We start from the raw sequence: 16,822 nt of genomic DNA, 5'->3' as shown, positions 1-16,822 counted from the left end.
TTGTGAGTCCACAGTCACACGCGTCGGTCCGATGCCCACCTGGGGAGGGCCTCCCGCGGGCCCTGCTAGTCTGGGAGGACTATGGACGGCACCTCTAGATGCCGGCGTGATCGCGGGGGCCGCAGTGCCGCCCGCGGCCACAGAGCCGGCATGCACCGTGTACTTGCCCACTTCACAGCCGCACGAGCGGCCGCGCAGCCCGGAGGCCCGTTGATCCGCAGGCCTCGGTGCCGTTCCGGAGAGACCGCCCGCGGCGGGGCCCGTCCTGGCGTCGTGGACGCCTGAGATGGAATGGATCCTCCTGGCGGCGGGCCTGCTGCTCATCCTCGGCACGGGATTCTTCGTCGCCGTGGAGTTCTCCCTCGTCGCCCTCGACCAGTCCACGGTCCAGCGCAGCGTGGACGCCGGCGAGCCCGGCGCCGCCGCGCTCCTCGCCTGCGTCAAGTCGCTGTCCACCCAGCTCTCGAGCTGCCAGCTCGGCATCACCCTCACCACCCTCCTGACGGGCTTCGTCATGGAGCCCTCGGTCGGGCGGCTCCTCGAGGGCCCTCTCGGCGCTCTCGGCGTCCCGGGTGCTGAGGCGATCTCCCTGACGGCCGCGATGGTCTTCGCGACCCTCCTCTCGATGCTCATCGGCGAGCTCGTCCCGAAGAACCTCGCGATCGCCCGCGCGCTCGCGGTGGGGCGCGTTGTCGCCCGTCCCCAGCTGGCCTTCACTGCCGTGTTCAAGCCGGCGGTGCTCCTCTTCAATGGGTTCGCCAACCGCGTCCTCGGGCTCATGGGGATCGAGGCGAAGGAGGAGATCTCAGGCGCGCGCTCACCGGCCGAGCTCTCGTCGCTCGTGCGCCGCTCCGCCGAGATGGGCACCCTCGACGCGGGGACGGCGCGTTTCGTCTCCCGGACCCTCCGCTTTTCGGAGCGCACTGCCGCGGACGTCATGACGCCGCGCATCCGCGTGACGACCGTCGACGCCGACGGGCCGGTGGACGATGTCATCGACGCTGCCCGCCGCACTGGGCATTCGCGCTTTCCCGTGATCGGCGAGTCCCCCGATGACGTCCGCGGGGTCGTCCACGTCAAGAAGGCCGTCGCGGTACCCGCCAAGAAGCGGGCGACTGTACCCGCGGGCGCCATCATGACCGAGATCCTGCAGGTCCCCGAGACGATCCATCTTGACGCGCTCATCTCGCAGCTGCGCGGCGGCAACCTCCAGCTCGCCGTCGTCCTCGACGAGTACGGGGGCACCGCGGGCATTGTCACGCTCGAGGACCTCGTCGAGGAGATCGTCGGGGAGGTCGCCGACGAGCACGACCGGCGCGCACCCGGCGTTCTCCAGAGCTCGGCCGGGGACTGGTACTTCTCGGGGCTCATGCGGCCGGACGAGGTGTCCGAGCAGGTTCCCGGGCTCCACGTCGCGGACAGTCCGGCCTACGAGACGGTGGGCGGCTATGTCATGAGCGCGCTCGGCCGCGTGGCCCAGAACGGCGACGCCCTCGAGGTCGGCGACGGGACGCTGACCGTGGTGCGCATGGACGGGCGGCGGGTTGACCGGCTGCGGTTCACGCCGGCCGCGCACGACGGCGGGAGGGCCGCCTGATGGGGGACTGGGGCGGAATCCTGTGGCTGGTCGTGCTGCTGATCGGCAATGCCTTCTTCGTCGCCGCCGAGTTCGCGATCATGAGCGCCCGGCGCAGCCAGATCGAGCCGCTCGCTGAACGCGGATCGGCCCGCGCCAAGACGACACTGCACGCGATGGAGAACGTCTCCCTCATGCTCGCTGCCGCGCAGCTGGGAATCACGGTGTGCTCCCTGCTGATCCTGCAGGTGGCCGAGCCGGCGATCCACCACCTCATCGGCGATCCCCTGCACGCTGTGGGCCTGCCGGTGGAGCTGGCGGACTCGGTCGGGTTCGCCGTGGCGCTCGCGCTCGTGACCTTCCTGCACGTGACGCTCGGCGAGATGGTGCCGAAGAACATCTCGGTCTCCGCGGCCGACCGTGCCGCCGTCCTCCTCGCTCCCGTGCTGCTGGGCATGGCGCGGCTCGTGAAGCCCGTCATCTACTTCCTCAACGGCGCGGCCAACCTCGTGCTCCACCTGCTGCGCGTCGAGCCGAAGGCGGAAGTGACCTCGAGCTTCACCCTTGAGGAGGTCCAGTCCATCGTGGAGGAGTCGACCCGCAGCGGCCTCGTCGACGACGAGTCGGGGCTCCTCTCCGGTGCGCTCGAGTTCTCGGACCGGACGGCCGAGTCGATCATGGTGCCGCTCGAGGAGCTCGTGGCGCTGCCCACGACTGCGACGCCGGCGGAGTTCGAGAAGGCCGTCTCCCGGACCGGCTACTCGCGCTTCCCGATGGTGGACGACGAGGGGGAGCTTGTGGGGTACCTCCACCTCAAGGACGTCCTGGCCATCGCCCCGGACCAGCGCACCCAGCCGATCGGGGAGAGCCGGGTCCGTTCGCTGGCGAACCTCTCCCTTGACGAGGAGATCGAGGATGCGCTCTCGACCATGCAGAAGTCGGGGTTCCACCTCGCCCGCGTGATCGGGCCGGAGGGTGCGACCCGAGGCGTTGTGTTCCTCGAGGACGTCATCGAGGAGCTCGTGGGCGAGATCCGCGACGCGACGCAGTCCCAGGGGTTCCGCCGGTCCTAATGGGAATTGTTCGCAAGAGGCGGTACGATGGCTGTATTGCGATCCGTTCTCATCCGGACCGCGGTTCCCGACCAGAACTGAGGCCTCCATGCGTTCCCCCCTCCTGTCCCCGGCGTGGGTCCGGGCCGCCGGACTCGGCGCCGCCGCGCTCGCGGGCGTGCTCGCTCTCGCGGGGTGTGCGGCCGGATCACCCGGCGGCTCCGGCTCGTCCGCGCCCGGTGCGGTCTCCGTCGTGGCCTCCACGAATGTCTACGGGGACCTTGCGAAGGCGGTCGGCGGGGACAAGGTGGCCGTGACCTCCCTCGTGTCGAAGAGCAGCCAGGACCCGCACTCCTACGAGGCGACGAGCCTGGACCGCCTCGCCGTGTCCAAGGCCGGGCTCGTGATCGAGAACGGCGGAGGGTACGACCCGTTCCTCAGCACGCTCGTCCGCGAGGGCAAGGTCCCCGACAGCTCCGTCATCACCGCCGTCCAGATCGCGGGCGTGGCCGAGGGGGGCAACGAGCACGTCTGGTACGACCTCGGGGCCATGGGGAAGGTCACTGCTGCGATCGCCGACCGCCTGTCCGCCCTCGACCCGGCAGGCAAGGAGGCGTTCCAGGCCAACGCCAAGGGCGTCGAGGAACGGCTCTCCGCCCTTGAGGCCCGGGCGGCCGCCCTCGCACCGCACACGGCGGGCAAGAAGGTTCTCGTCACGGAGCCCGTCCCGCTCTACCTGCTCCAGGCGGCAGGGCTGGCCAACGCCACCCCCCAGGCCTTCACCTCGGCAGTCGAGGAGGGCCAGGATGCGCCGCCCGCTGCCTTCAAGGAGACGCTGGACCTCGTCACCTCCAAGTCCGTGGCGCTGCTCGCCTACAACCCGCAGACCGAGGGGGCCCAGACTGAGCAGCTCCGCAAGGCGGCGCAGTCGGCGGGACTCCCCGTCGTCGACTTCACCGAGACCGTCCCAGCGGGCATGGACTACCTGGGCTGGATGCAGTCCAACGTGGACGCGCTCGCCAAGGCCGTTTCCTAGAGAGGGGGCACCGTGAGCGACGATCCTTCTCAGGCCCGCACCCTACACTTGGCCACCATGACACCGGCAGCGGAACCGCGCTCCGCGGGCGCATCGGCCCCTCGCGACGCCCACGCGCCGGCCGTGCGCCTGCGCCGCGCCTCCCTCTCCTTCGGTGACCGCGTGCTCTGGTCGGACCTCGACCTGGACATCCGTCCGGGCGAGTTCTTCGCGGTGCTCGGGCCCAACGGAAGCGGCAAGACGAGCTTCCTCAAGACGCTGCTCGGCGCCGTGCACCTCACCTCGGGCACCGCGGAGATCGCCGGCCGTTCCCCCGGCCGCCACGGCGACCTGGTCGGCTACATCCCCCAGCAGAAGATGTTCCCGCCGAACACCCCCCTGCGCGCCCGAGACCTCGTCTCCCTCGGTGTCGACGGCCATCGGTGGGGCATGCGGCTGCGCTCGCGCGCCGTGGACCGTCGCGTCGACGAGCTGCTGGCCAAGGTGGGTGCCTCCGACTACGCGAAGGTGCCGGTGGGGATGCTCTCGGGGGGCGAGCAGCAGCGGCTGCGGGTGGCCCAGGCGATCGCAGGGCGTCCCCGCGTGCTGCTCTGCGACGAGCCGCTCCTCTCGCTGGACCTCAACCACCAGCAGGCCGTGAGCGGGCTCATCGACGCTCAGCGGCGAGAGGGCGCCGCGGTCGTGTTCGTCACGCACGAGGTCAACCCCGTCCTGGACTACCTGGACCGCGTCCTGTACATCGCCGACGGGAAGTTCCGGGTCGGCACCGTGGAGGAGGTCATGACAACCGAGGTCCTCTCCGAGCTCTACGGCAGCCGCGTCGAGGTCTCCCGCGTGAACGGGCGGCTCGTCGTCGTGGGCCTGCCCGACGCCACGACCCACGCCCACGCACCCGAATCCGACGGCCAGGAGCAGTCCGCATGAACCTCGCAGACTTCTGGGGCACCGTCTTCTCGTTCGAGGACTACGGCGAAATCCTTGCCCTGGTGATCAACTCCGTCTGGGCCGGAGCGGTCCTCGGGGTGCTGGGGGGAGTGGTGGGGACCTTCGTCATGAAGCGCGACCTAGCCTTCGCGGTGCATGGCATCTCGGAGCTCTCGTTCGCGGGGGCCGCGTTCGCCCTGCTCATCGGCGCAGACATCATCACTGGCTCCCTCGTGGCCTCGATCGCTGCGGCACTCGTCATCGGCCTCATGGGGGGCCGCGCACGCGAGAAGAACTCGGTGATCGGCGTGCTCATGCCGTTCGGGCTGGGCCTCGGCATCCTCTTCCTCGCCCTCTACCAAGGGCGTGCCGCGAACAAGTTCGGTCTCCTCACCGGGCAGATCGTGGCGGTGGACACGGTCCAGCTTGAGACGCTCGCGACGGCGTCGGCGATCCTGCTCGCTGTGCTCATCGCCGTGTGGCGGCCGCTGACGTTCGCGAGCGTGGACCCGGACATGGCCTTCGCCCGCGGGGTGCCCGTGAGGTCCCTCTCGATCGTCTTCATGATCGTGCTCGGCGTGAGCGTGGCCCTCTCGATCCAGGTGGTCGGGGCGCTCCTCGTCCTCGCCCTCCTCATCACGCCCGCCGCGGCGGCCCTGCGCGTCACCTCGTCGCCCCGGCTCGTGCTGCTCCTGAGCGTGGTCTTCGCCGTCGCGGCCACGGTAGGCGGCATCCTGCTGGCCCTGGGCGGGAGGCTGCCGATCAGCCCCTATATCACGACGCTCTCGTTCCTCTTCTACGTCGTGTGCGCCCTCATCGGCTGGGCACGCCGGCGCTCCGGCCACAATGGCGGCGTTGTGCGCCCCGCCGAGGACTCGGCGCCGCGCACGACGCCGGTCTCCGCCTGACGCCGTCCCTGGCCGGCACGCGGGCGGCGGGTACCGCGGCGCGCTATGCGGAGTACTGCCCCTTCGCCGTGCACTCGGGGCACAGGCCGAAGACCTCCACGGTGTGCTCGACAGCGGTGTAGCCGTGCTCCGCGGCGACCCGGCTCGCCCACGTCTCGACAGCCGGGGCCTCGATGTCGACGGCCTTGCCGCACCGTCGGCAGACGAGGTGATGGTGGTGGCCCGTGGCCTCGCAGCGGCGGTACACGGCCTCGCCGTCGTCGCTGCGCAGCACGTCGACCAGGCCCTCCTCGGCCATGGACTGCAGGATCCGGTAGGTCGTGGCAAGCGAGACGGACGCCCCCTCGTCATGGAGCATCCGGTGGAGCTCCTGCGTGCTGACGAAGTCCTCGATGCGGTCGAGGGCCGCCGAGACGGCAACGCGCTGCTTCGTGACCCGCTGCTCGCGCGGCTTCTCGCGCGAATTCTCGACCACGTACTCCTCCTGCACCACGTCTGTTGAGCACCGTCTCCTGGCGATGTCTCCCATGCACCGGTGCTGCCCGTCGGTCCGGACCTTCAAGCTTACCAAGAACGGTTCTAGACTGGCGCCATGCTCATGACCAAGTTCACGCACGCGTGCGTCCGGCTCGAGAGGGGCGGCGCGGGGGCCGAGCAGGCGAGCCGGTCCGTCCTCGTCATCGACCCAGGGAACTTCTCGGAGGTCGAGGAGGCCCTCAGCGGGGCGCAGGCCTTCCTCGTGACCCACGAGCACTCCGACCACGTCGACCTGCCGCGGGTCGCCGCCGTGCTCGAGGCGGATCCTGGCCTGCAGGGGTGGGCGCCCGAGAAGGTGGCGGGGCAGCTCAAGGAGGCTGCGCCGTCGTGCGCCGACCGGATCCACACCGCCGAGCCCGACACAGAGTTCGAGGCCGCGGGCTTCCGCATCCAGACCTTCGGGAGCCAGCACGCGCTCATCCATGCGAGCATCCCCGTGGTCGCGAACATCGGCTACCTTGTCGACGGCGAGGTCTTCCACCCGGGGGACTCCTTCACCGTGCCGCCCGGCGTCGACGTCGAGACTCTCCTCGTGCCGATCCACGCGCCCTGGAGCAAGATCGGCGAAGTGCTCGACTTCCTCATCGCCGTGAGGGCGCGGCGCGCCTACCCGATCCACAACGCCCTCCTCAACGACCGCGGGACGGGCCTCGTCGAGAGCCACGCCGGGCGCATCGGGGGCATCTACGGGACGGAGTTCGCGCATCTGGAGCCCGGGGAGTCGGTCGAGCTCTGACGCGGGGGCGCCCTCGGTTCGGCTTTCTGATAGGACAGTCCGGGCAGCTGCGTCCGCCGAGGGACAACCGGCTCAGGCCCGCCAGCGGCCCATCGCGAAGAATGCCTCGAGCGTGGCGCGGTGGGGTGCGGGGTCGAGGCCATGGGAGGCCAGCCACGCGTCGTCGCCGTAGGAGCGGCGGTAGCGGGCGCCGGCGTCGCACATGAGGGTCACGATGCTGCCGCGCTCCCCGACGGCGGCCATCTCCGCCACGAGCTGCCACACAGCCCACAGGCTCGTGCCCGTGGACGGCCCGGCGTCGAAGCCGAAGCGCTCGGCGAAGTCGCGCATTGCGGCGACCGAGGCGGCGTCCGGCACCCGGAACATCCGGTCCACGATGCTCGGGTTGAAGCTCGGCTCGAGCCGGGGCCTGCCGATGCCCTCGATGCGGGACGAGCCGCCCTGGGCAGGCAGTCCCGATTCCCAGCTCGGGTAGAAGGCCGAGTTCTCCGGGTCGGCCACGGCCAGTTCTGTCGCGAGGGTGCGGTAGCGCACGTAGCGGCCGATGGTGGTGCTCGTGCCGCCCGTCCCGGCACCTACCACGATCCAGCGCGGCACCGGGTGGGCCTCGAGCGCGAGCTGGTCGAAGATCGTCTCCGCGATGTTGTTGTTGCCACGCCAGTCCGTGGCCCTCTCGGCGTAGGTGAACTGGTCCAGGTAGTGGCCCCCACACGCCTCGGCGAGGCGGGCCGCCTCCGCGTACACCTCGCCGGCCTGCTCGACGAAGTGGCATTCCCCGCCGTACTGCTCGATGAGGGCGATCTTCTCCGGGCTCGTGCCGCGCGTCATGACGGCCGTGAAGGGAACCCCGATGAGCCGGGCGAAGTACGCCTCCGAGACGGCTGTGCTCCCGCTCGAGGCCTCCACCACCCGCGTTCCCTCCCGTATCCACCCGTTCACGAGCGCGAACAGGAACAGCGAGCGCGCGAGGCGGTGCTTGAGGCTGCCCGTACGATGCGTCGACTCGTCCTTGAGGTACACGTCCACGCCCCATGAGCGCGGGAGGGGCACGCGGTGCAGATGCGTGTCTGCGCTGCGGTGCGCATCCGCCTCGAGCCGCCGGATGGACGCCTCAGCCCATGCGCGCTCGCCACGCCGGGCGGTCGGCGTGTGGTTCGGTCGGTGCTGGCTCGCACGGGGGTCCATCCGGACAGCCTACGCGGGCTAAGGTGTGGCCATGAGCCCACATCAGGTCCTGATCTCCGCCGCCGAGCTCGCGGCACGGCTCACGGCCGGCCCGGACGCCCGAGGACGCGGCGCGGAGGCTCAGGAAGGCGGATCCCGGGGCCCCCGGACCGTTCTCCTGGACGTCCGCTGGGCCCTCGGCGGACCGGATGGGCGTGCCGAGTACGAGGCCGGGCACCTTCCCGGTGCCGTGTTCGTGGACCTCGAGACGGAGCTGGCAGTCCCCGTTGCCCCCGGGAGCCCCGAGGAGTCTGCCGGTGGCCGCCATCCGCTTCCGGCGAGGGAGGCCCTCGAGGCCTCGGCGCGCCGCTGGGGCATCAACGACGGCGACACGGTGGTGGTCTACGACGCGACCTCGGGGCAGGCCGCGGCCCGGGCGTGGTGGCTGCTGCGCGACGCCGGGATCGCCTCAGTGAGGCTCCTCGACGGAGGCCTCGCTGCCTGGACACGCGCTGGCGGCAGGCTCGAGACGGGGACGGCCGCGCCCGTTCCGGGCGCCGTGTCCCTCGGGGAGGGCCGGATGCAGACGATCGACGCCGGCGCGGCCGCCGCGTTCACCGAGGGCGCGACCGCCGGGGTGCTGCTCGACGCCCGCGCGGGAGAGCGCTATCGCGGCGAGGTCGAGCCGGTCGATCCCCGTCCGGGGCACATTCCCGGGGCGACGAGTGCCCCGACGGCGGAGAACCTCGCTCCCGATGGCACCTTCCTCCCCGCCGACGCGCTGCGGGAGCACTTCGCGGCGCTGGGGGCAGTCCCGGGCCGGCCCGTGGCCGTCTACTGCGGCTCCGGCGTCACGGCGGCGCACGACGTCGCGGCGCTCGCGCTCGCCGGCATCGACGCCGCGCTGTACCCCGGCTCATACTCCCAGTGGTCCCGCGACCCCTCGCGCCCCGTGGCCACGGGCGGCGTGCGATAGCGTCGGCACCATGAACCCAGGACGACCGGTGATGCCCGGGGCGGACAAGCTCCGCCGGCCCCTCGCCCAGGAGACGACTCGACTGGCCGAGGAGGCGGAGTCCGCCCGCGGGGCGGACACGGTGCGCGCGTACGGCGCGACCTCCGCCGAGAGCGGCCTGGTCCCGCTGACGATCACCCGGCGCGAGCCCAAGCCGGACGACGTCGAGATCGAGGTCGAGTTCTGCGGACTGTGCCATTCCGACGTGCACGCGACCCGTGGCGAGTGGGGACCGAGGCCGTGGCCCCTCGTTCCCGGCCACGAGATCGTGGGCCGCGTGCGGCGGGTAGGAGCCGAGGTGCGCCGCTTCGCCGTGGGCGACAGGGTGGGCGTGGGCTGCATGGTCGACTCGTGCCGGGAGTGCGCCCACTGCCGTGCCGGCCTCGAGCAGTTCTGCGAGCGCGGCACCGTCGGGACCTACGGGGTGCCGGATCCGCGCAACGGCGGTGAGGTGACCCAGGGAGGGTACTCGCAGCGCATCGTGGTCAATGAGGGCTACGTGCTCCGGATCCCTGACTCCCTGGATCCGGCGGCTGCGGCCCCCATCCTCTGCGCCGGCATCACCACATATTCGCCGCTGCGCCGCTTCGGCGTGGGGCCCGGCACGCGGGTGGGAGTCCTGGGGCTCGGCGGCCTCGGCCATATGGCCGTCAAGCTCGCCGCGGCCATGGGCGCAGAGGTCACCGTCTTCACGCGCACACCCTCCAAGGCCGACGACGCCGCGCGCCTGGGTGCCCACCGTGTGGTGGTGACCAGCGACGCGGCCCAGCTCGAGGCTGCGGCGGGGACGCTCGACGTCGTCCTCGATACCGTCTCCGCGCCGCACGACCCCAATGCCTCCCTGCGCACCTTGCGGCTCGACGGCGCGCTTGTGGCGCTGAGCCTGCCGTCCGGGGACATGCCGCCCGTACGGCCCGGTGCCCTCATCCGCCGGCGGCTCACCTACACGGGCTCGCTCATCGGCGGGATAGCCCAGACGCAGGAGGTCCTCGACTTCTGCGCCGAGCGCGGCGTGGCACCGGAGATCGAGATGGTGCGCGCCGCGGACCTCAACGAGGCGTTCGACCGGATCGTCGCCTCCGACGTGAAGTACCGCTTTGTCCTGGACGCCGCGAGCCTCGCGGACGCCGGGCAGGAGACAGGAGAGTCATGAGCACGCTGTTCACCCGGATCATCGATGGCGAGCTGCCCGGCCGCTTCGTGTGGAAGGACCCCGAGGTGGTCGCCTTCCTGAGCATCGGCCCTCTCGCGGACGGGCACACACTGGTGGTGCCGCGCGAGGAGGTGGACAAGTGGACTGACGCTCCGGGCGAGCTGCTGTCCAGGACCATGATCGTGGCACAGACGATCGGCAAGGCCCAGATGGAGGCGTTCTCAGCGCCTCGTGCGGGCCTCATCATCGCCGGATTCGAGATCAACCACCTCCACCTGCACGTGTGGCCGTCCTTCTCGGAGGCCGAGTACGACTTCAAGAAGGTGCAGCAGAACCCCGATCCCGCAGTCATGGACGATGCGGCGGAGAGGATCCGGCAGGCGCTGCGGGCCGCAGGGTACGGGGCCAGCGTCCCCGAGGCGTGAGAACCGGGCGTGAGAACCGGGCGCCACGCAGGGGCCCGCGCTCAGGGCACCTGCTCAGGGCCCCGTGGGTGATGTGCCGTACTCGACCCGGACGCTCGAATCGTCCGGCAGGACGATCACACGCCCCCGCTGGAGCGTCCAGCCGTCGTGGAGCAGGAAGATACGGCCCCCGCTGACGACGAGCAGCCTCAGGCCCGTGTACCGGAAGAGGGGCGCCTCCGCCGTCCCCATCGACTGCTCGGTCACCCCCGAGGCGCTGAGGCCCAGACGCTTGGCGGAGTAGACCGTGGCGAGGGGCAGTGACCCTACCCGCTGCTCCACCGACACGGCCAACCCCCGCCCCACCGCCTGCGCATAGTCGGACGTCCCCCAGAACAGCAGCAGCGCGACGAGAGCGAACACCAGGATGCGCTCGACTGCCAGCCCGTCCCGGTGCGGCACCACGGCTGCCCGTTGAGGCTCCGCTGGCGGTGAGGACGTGGTCCGCCTCGCCGCTCGGCGGAGCGACAGGCCCCACGAGGCCACCAGCACGGCGCCGGCAAGCGCATAGGGAACGTAGAGCACGGACAGAGACGGCAGCGCCATGATGACAAGCCACAGCGCGACGGCGAGGGCCAGCCCCGCCGGCAGCACGGCGAGCGCCAGGCGGCGCACGCGCGACCGGTCGAGACGGCGTCGGACCCGCCGATCTGCGGCGAGCCACCCGACAGCGATGACCAGCAGCCAGACGAGCGGCAGGTACAGGGACGGGATGCTCCTCAGCACGAGGTCCTGCACGGTGTACCCGAACAGGCTCGCATCCAGCCCCATTGAGCGCGCCTGGGCGCCCGCCCGGGCCCACCCGAAGTACACGAGGAGCGCGGTTGCGAGCGTCAGCGGCGGCCCGAAGGCACCGACCAGCTCGAGTCCCCGCCGCCAGACCTCGGAGGCGGTCGGGGGCTCGGACGAGGAGTGCGGCGCGTTCCCAGCCGTCCCTGCCGGGGCCGTCCCTGCATGCGCCGGGCTTCCCTCGGCGGCGGAGGCGCCTGGCCCGTCGCCGGCCGGCCGGTCGCCCGCAGGCCCATCGCCCATGAGTTGTCCGCTCACGGCGCGTTCCCGGACGGTCCGGCGGGGGGCGAGGCGGCGGCTGAGGGCGACGCCGCGGCGGAGGGCGACGTGGCCGGCGTCGTGCCGGTGGAGGACCCGGGGGACGCCGGCGGCGCCGTGGGGGTCCCCGCGACATAGGTGAAGTCCACCCACCCCTCGATCGGCAGGGGCCCGGACAGGGACAGGCGGACGGTCCTCGCGCTCGGCTCGGGCGGCATGACGAGCGTGACGGGCTCGAACGAGTTCGCGCCGTTGACGGTGATCGCGTTCTCGGCGTCCGGCGTGCCGTCCACGAGCACGCCCGAGACGGCCCCCGTGAAGCCGTCGAGCCTCAGGACCGTGCCGCCGGTGAGGGGGCCGGACACGCGGACGCTCGAGGGGCCGACCGGGGTGCCGGCGCCGTCGAGAACGGTGGCGCCGTTGAGGTGCCGCGGGCACGCCTGGCCCGAGCCGCTCGCAAGCCGGACCGGCACGCCGGGGTTCGCGGCGTGGAAGTCGAGGACGCGGGCTGCCCCGGCCACGGCCGCTGCCTCGAGGCAGCGCGCCGCCGGGACCGGAGGAAGCGCTGCCATGAGGGAGGCGGCTTTGGCCCATTGGGCGGGGGAGCCGCCGACGAGGGCGGAACAGGTGGCCCCCACCGCGTTCCAGAGCGGCTCGTTCCCCGTGCCTGCGGCGAGCGGGGCGGCGTCGTCGCAGGCCAGCCGCGAGATGCGCTCATAGGAGGAGCCCACCGGCGGATCGGCGGGGGAGGCAGGGCCGGGCGGAAGGAACACGACCGGCTCGGTCGGCACGGCGGGAATTCCCGGCTCGGCACTCGCCGGCTGCACCGCGGGCCCGAACGGGGGGAGGACCGTGGGAGCGGAGCCGGCGGCGGCTGGTGGAGCAGCCTGTGTGCCCGAGGCCTCCGTGCGGGCACCACCCGGGGCCGAGCACGCACTCAGCAGGATCACGGCGGCGGCGCACACCGCGCTGCATCGGCGACCGCGTCCCATGCCCGACTCCTCGCACTGAACGGTCCCCAGCTGTGATCATTATCACACCTCGGGGGCCGTATGGGGTGCTGCGGCGCGCCAGCCGATGCTCGCGTCGCGCGCGTCGACGGGCGCTGAACTCACACGCCAGCCGGCGACCCGCTACGCCGGGGCCAGCGCCTCGCCGAGGGCCTGCCGGACCCGCTTCTCGGACACCTTCCCCGCGGTCCCGAGCTCGACGGCGAACAGGCTGACCCGCAGCTCCTCGATCATCCATCTCACGCGCTCGAGCTTGGCCTCATGGCGGCCGGTCGGGGCCAGAGCTGCGGCCGCGTCGTCGTAGTCGTCCTCGAGGGACTGGACGGTGGCCATCGCGACCGCATCGCGCTGGACGTTGGTCGGAAGCTTCTCGAGGCGACGCTCGATCGCCCTGAGGTAGCGGGGGAGGTGCTCGAGCTGGGCGTAGCCGGTGCGGGCCACGAACCCCGGGTAGACGAGCTGCTCGAGCTGGGCGCGGATGTCATTCAGCGCGCTGATGAGGGCCAGACTCGTGGTGCCCCTCAGAGCCTTGCCGATCCGCTGGGCCGAGGCGAGGACCTGCTCGACGATTGCGGTGACCTTGAAGACGGTGTCGATGAGCTCGGCCCGGACCTCGTCGTAGAGCGCGTCGAATGCGGCCCGGTCCCAGGGCAGCTGGGCCGGGACGAGCCTGTCGATCGCGGCGAGGGAGCAGTCCGCGATGAGGTCAGCGACCGAGCCGTGGGGGTTCTGGCTGAAGGTGAGCTTCTCGCGGTTGTTGAGGTGCTCGAGGACGTAGCGGTCCGGCGGCGGGACGCGGAGCGCGAGCAGGCGGATGACGCCGGCCCGGTGCGCCCGCAGCTGGTCCTCCTCGGTCTGGAAGACGCGCAGGCCGGCCGTGCCCCGGGGCGTGTCCTTCCGCCGGCCCTCGTCCACGAGGGCGGGATAGCCCGTCACGGTGTGGCCCGCGACGACGGTGCTCGCCGTGCGCGGGATCGTCCCCACGCTCCACTCGGTCAGCCCGGAGCGCTCGCTCAGCCCGCGGCCGTAGGTGAGGCCGGAGTCCTCGGTGAGGTCCGAGCGTGCGGCGGGTGCCGCCGTCGTGCGTGCCGAACCCGAGGCAGGCGCCTTGGTGCCGTCGCCGCGGGCCGCTGGCCGCGATACGGGGACGCCGCGGGCCGTGGCGGGCGTGGCCCCGAGGGACTCGGCGATGGCCCGGCGCGTCGCGGGGGCGAGCTCCTCCTGGAGCGCCACGAGGTCCTTGCCCGTGCCGAGGACCTTCCCGCGGGAGTCGACCACCGAGAAGGACATCAGCAGGTGCGGCGGGACGGCATCCCAGTTCCACGAGCCTGGCGGGATGATCTGGCCCTTGAGCCGGCGCAGCACGAGCTCGAGCGACTCCTCGAGGGAATCCCGCTGCGGGTCGAAGTCCGCCTCGAGCGCCTCGACGGCGCGCCGCGCCACGTCCGGCGCAGGGACGAAGTTCTTCCGGATCTGCTTCGGCAGGGACTTGATGAGGGCCGCGACGAGCTCTGCGCGCTGGCCGGGGATCTGCCAGCGGAACGGCTCCGGGTCGAGCTGGTTGAGGAACAGCACCGGGACCTCGGCGGTAACGCCGTCGGACGGATCCGGAGTGCCGCCCGGCGCCACGGGATGGAACTCGTAGGAGAGGGGGATGTCGAAGCCGGCCTGCCGCCAGACCTTCGGGAAGGCCGCGTCGGCCGATTCGACGGCGTCCGCCGCCTCGTCGCCCAGCACGAGGGCGCGGTCGAAGTCCAGGAGGTGCTCGTCGTCGTGCCGGGCCTTCTTCCACCACGCGTCGAAGTGCCGCTCGGACACCACGGTGGCGGGGATACGGGCGTCGTAGAACTCGAAGAGGGTTTCGTCGTCGACGCGCAGCCCGCGGCGCCGCACGCGGGTCTCGAGCTCGTCGACCTCCTCGAGCAGGGCGCGGTTGCGCTTGAAGAAGTGGTGGCGCGTGCTCCAGTCGCCCTCCACGAGAGCGTGCCGGATGAACAGCTCGCGCGCGAGCTCCGGATCGACCCTTCCGTAGTTGATGCGCCGCTGCGCCACGAGCGTGACGCCATACAGCGTGACCTTCTCGTAGGCCTGCACCGACCCGGCCCGTTTCGACCAGTGCGGCTCCGAGTAGCTGCGCTTGACCAGGTGCGGGGCCACGAGCTCCCCCCAGGCCGGGTCCATCTTCGCTGCCGTGCGGGCCCAGAGGCGGCTCGTCTCCACGAGCTCGGCCGCCATGACGTACGTGGGGCTCTTCTTGAACAGCGCCGAGCCCGGGAAGATCGCAAACCGGGTGCCCCGGGCGCCGAGATAGTCCCGCTTGCGCTCGTCGAGGAGCCCGATGTGGCTCAGGAGGCCGGCGAGGAGGGACTGGTGGACCGCGTCGTGGCGGCCCACGGGATCCGTCTCCCGCCCCTGCCCGAGGGAGATCCCCAGCGGGCGCGCGAGCTGTCGCAGCTGCTGGTAGAGCTCCTGCCACTCGCGCACCCTGAGGTAGTTGATGTACTCGGCCTTGCAGAGGCGCCGGAACGCCGAGGAGGAGAGCTCGCGCTGCTGCTCCTGCAGGTAGTTCCAGAGGTTCAGGTAGCCCGTGAAGTCCGAGTTCTCGTCCCTGAACCGGGCGTGCTTCTCCTCGGCGGCCTGCCGCTTGCCCGTCTCCTGGGACGGGCGCTCGCGCGGATCCTGGATGGTCAGGGCCGCGGCCAGGACCATCACCTCGCGCGCGCAGTCGCGCCGGGCGGACTCGACGATCATGCGGCCCAGCCGCGGATCCACCGGAAGCTGGGCGAGCTGGTGCCCGACGGCGGTCAGGCCGCCCCGCGCTCCCTTGCCGCCTTTGCCGTTCGCTCCGGAGGCCTCGCTGAGCGCGCCGAGCTCGCGCAGGAGCGTCACGCCGTCGTTGATCGCGCGGGACTCGGGCGGCTCCACGAAGGGGAAGGCCGCGACGTCCTTCGGCCCGCGGGCGATCCCCATCGCCGTCATCTGGAGGATGACGGCGGCGAGGTTCGTGCGGAGGATCTCCGGGTCGGTGAACTCGGGCCGGGAGAGGTAGTCCTCCTCGGAGTAGAGGCGGATGCAGATGCCGTCCGAGACGCGCCCGCATCGGCCGGCACGCTGGTTCGCCGAGGCCTGGGAGACCCGCTCGATCGGCAGGCGCTGGACCTTGGTGCGGTGGGAGTACCGCGAGATGCGTGCCGTTCCGGTGTCGATGACGTACTTGATCCCCGGGACGGTGAGCGATGTCTCCGCCACGTTCGTGGCCAGGACGATGCGCCGCTTCCCGCCCGGGCTGAACACGCGGTGCTGCTCGGCGAGGGAGAGCCTGGCGAACAGCGGCAGGATCTCCGCGCCGGCCATGCGCGGGTTCTTCTGGATGCTGGAGGAGAGCGCGTCGGCGGCGTCGCGGATCTCGCGCTCTCCCGAGAAGAAGATGAGGATGTCCCCGGGCGCTTCCCGCGAGAGCTCGTCGACGGCGTCGCACACCGCGTCCACGGGGTCGCGGTCCTCCTCGAGCGCGTCGTCGGAGCGCGCGACGGCGCCGTCCTCGCCGTCGTCCGGGCCGCCGTCCGCGTTCGGATCCGCACTGAGCGGACGGTAGCGGATCTCCACCGGGTAGGTGCGGCCGGAGACCTCGACGACCGGCGCGGGCTCCTCGGTGCCGTCGGGGAGCTCGTGCGCGAAGTGCCGGGCGAACCGCTGCGGGTCGATCGTGGCCGAGGTGATGATGACCTTGAGGTCGGGCCGCTGCGGCAGGATCCGCTTGAGGTAGCCGAGGATGAAGTCGATGTTGAGGCTGCGCTCGTGGGCCTCGTCGATGATGATCGCCGAATAGCGCTTCAGGAGCTTGTCCCGCTGGATCTCGGCGAGCAGGATGCCGTCGGTCATGAGCTTGACCTTGGTCAGCGGCCCTGCCTCGCCCGTGAAGCGGACCTGGAAGCCGACCTCCTGGCCGAGCTCCACGCCCAGCTCCTCGGCGATGCGCTCGGCGACCGTGCGCGCGGCGAGCCGGCGCGGCTGGGTGTGGCCGATCAGGCCCTTCTCGCCGAGTCCGAGCTCGAGGCACATCTTCGGGATCTGGGTGGTCTTCCCCGAGCCCGTCTCACCGGCGATGATCGTGACCTGATGCGCCGAGATCGCCTCCATGAGCTCGTCGCGGCGCTCGGAGACCGGCAGTGCGGCGGGGTACGTGATCGTCAGGGCCAT

The 16,822-nt window shown here is 71.7% G+C and carries 14 protein-coding genes; 9 read left to right on the top strand and 5 right to left on the bottom strand.

Annotated features, from left to right (window positions below; genetic code table 11):
* Positions 1 to 286: 286 nt before the first annotated feature.
* The 5 genes from IE231_RS05545 (at position 287) to IE231_RS05525 (ending at position 5,496) form a co-directional block, all read left to right on the top strand.
* On the top strand, positions 287 to 1,597 hold the full coding sequence (locus IE231_RS05545) for a hemolysin family protein (RefSeq protein WP_189692929.1): 1,311 nt from the start codon (positions 287 to 289) through the stop codon (positions 1,595 to 1,597).
* The gene (locus IE231_RS05540; RefSeq protein ID WP_189692928.1) at positions 1,597 to 2,649 is read left to right on the top strand and encodes a hemolysin family protein; all 1,053 of its coding nucleotides are present in this window, start codon (positions 1,597 to 1,599) and stop codon (positions 2,647 to 2,649) included. Before IE231_RS05545 ends, IE231_RS05540 begins: the two co-directional genes overlap by 1 nt.
* Positions 2,650 to 2,737: 88 nt before the next feature.
* Positions 2,738 to 3,664, top strand: a complete 927-nt coding sequence (locus IE231_RS05535; protein ID WP_189692927.1) for a metal ABC transporter solute-binding protein, Zn/Mn family — start codon at positions 2,738 to 2,740, stop codon at positions 3,662 to 3,664.
* 57 nt (positions 3,665 to 3,721) lie between these two features.
* Positions 3,722 to 4,588, top strand: a complete 867-nt coding sequence (locus tag IE231_RS05530; protein WP_189692926.1) for a metal ABC transporter ATP-binding protein — start codon at positions 3,722 to 3,724, stop codon at positions 4,586 to 4,588.
* Complete coding sequence (locus tag IE231_RS05525; protein WP_189692925.1) at positions 4,585 to 5,496, top strand: metal ABC transporter permease; 912 nt, start codon at positions 4,585 to 4,587, stop codon at positions 5,494 to 5,496. The genes IE231_RS05530 and IE231_RS05525 overlap by 4 nt, the downstream gene beginning before the upstream one ends.
* Before the next feature lie 43 nt (positions 5,497 to 5,539).
* Here the strand turns inward: IE231_RS05525 and IE231_RS05520 are convergent, their stop codons facing one another.
* On the bottom strand, positions 5,540 to 5,971 hold the full coding sequence (locus IE231_RS05520; protein WP_229866508.1) for a Fur family transcriptional regulator: 432 nt from the start codon (positions 5,969 to 5,971) through the stop codon (positions 5,540 to 5,542).
* Between the two features lie 117 nt (positions 5,972 to 6,088).
* Between IE231_RS05520 and IE231_RS05515 the strand changes: the two genes are divergently transcribed.
* The gene (locus tag IE231_RS05515) at positions 6,089 to 6,769 is read left to right on the top strand and encodes an MBL fold metallo-hydrolase (RefSeq protein ID WP_189692923.1); all 681 of its coding nucleotides are present in this window, start codon (positions 6,089 to 6,091) and stop codon (positions 6,767 to 6,769) included.
* Positions 6,770 to 6,841: 72 nt separating this feature from the next.
* Here the strand turns inward: IE231_RS05515 and IE231_RS05510 are convergent, their stop codons facing one another.
* Positions 6,842 to 7,954, bottom strand: coding sequence for a PLP-dependent cysteine synthase family protein (locus IE231_RS05510; protein ID WP_189692922.1), 1,113 nt, complete (start codon positions 7,952 to 7,954; stop codon positions 6,842 to 6,844).
* 31 nt (positions 7,955 to 7,985) lie between these two features.
* Between IE231_RS05510 and IE231_RS05505 the strand changes: the two genes are divergently transcribed.
* The 3 genes from IE231_RS05505 to IE231_RS05495 are packed head-to-tail and all read left to right on the top strand — an operon-like array spanning position 7,986 to position 10,526.
* Positions 7,986 to 8,909 carry a sulfurtransferase gene (locus IE231_RS05505; RefSeq protein ID WP_189692921.1) on the top strand — a complete coding sequence of 308 codons (924 nt, stop codon included), beginning with the start codon at positions 7,986 to 7,988 and terminating at the stop codon, positions 8,907 to 8,909.
* 10 nt (positions 8,910 to 8,919) lie between these two features.
* The gene (locus IE231_RS05500; RefSeq protein WP_189692920.1) at positions 8,920 to 10,101 is read left to right on the top strand and encodes an NAD(P)-dependent alcohol dehydrogenase; all 1,182 of its coding nucleotides are present in this window, start codon (positions 8,920 to 8,922) and stop codon (positions 10,099 to 10,101) included.
* Positions 10,098 to 10,526 (top strand): HIT family protein, encoded by a 429-nt coding sequence (locus IE231_RS05495; RefSeq protein ID WP_189692919.1) that lies wholly within the window; start codon positions 10,098 to 10,100, stop codon positions 10,524 to 10,526. The genes IE231_RS05500 and IE231_RS05495 overlap by 4 nt, the downstream gene beginning before the upstream one ends.
* Before the next feature lie 54 nt (positions 10,527 to 10,580).
* Here IE231_RS05495 and IE231_RS05490 read toward each other — a convergent pair whose 3' ends face one another.
* The 3 genes from IE231_RS05490 to hrpA all read right to left on the bottom strand — a co-directional run bounded on the left by IE231_RS05490 (position 10,581) and on the right by hrpA (position 16,822).
* Positions 10,581 to 11,612, bottom strand: coding sequence for a hypothetical protein (locus IE231_RS05490; RefSeq protein WP_229866507.1), 1,032 nt, complete (start codon positions 11,610 to 11,612; stop codon positions 10,581 to 10,583).
* Positions 11,609 to 12,604, bottom strand: a complete 996-nt coding sequence (locus tag IE231_RS05485) for a hypothetical protein (RefSeq protein WP_189692918.1) — start codon at positions 12,602 to 12,604, stop codon at positions 11,609 to 11,611. The genes IE231_RS05490 and IE231_RS05485 overlap by 4 nt, the downstream gene beginning before the upstream one ends.
* A 141-nt stretch (positions 12,605 to 12,745) precedes the next feature.
* Positions 12,746 to 16,822 carry an ATP-dependent RNA helicase HrpA gene (gene hrpA / locus IE231_RS05480; protein ID WP_189692917.1) on the bottom strand — a complete coding sequence of 1,359 codons (4,077 nt, stop codon included), beginning with the start codon at positions 16,820 to 16,822 and terminating at the stop codon, positions 12,746 to 12,748.

The organism is Sinomonas cellulolyticus (genome assembly GCF_014656475.1).
Taxonomy (GTDB): Bacteria; Actinomycetota; Actinomycetes; order Actinomycetales; family Micrococcaceae; genus Sinomonas; species Sinomonas cellulolyticus.
This window is presented reverse-complemented; position numbering and strand designations above follow the sequence as displayed.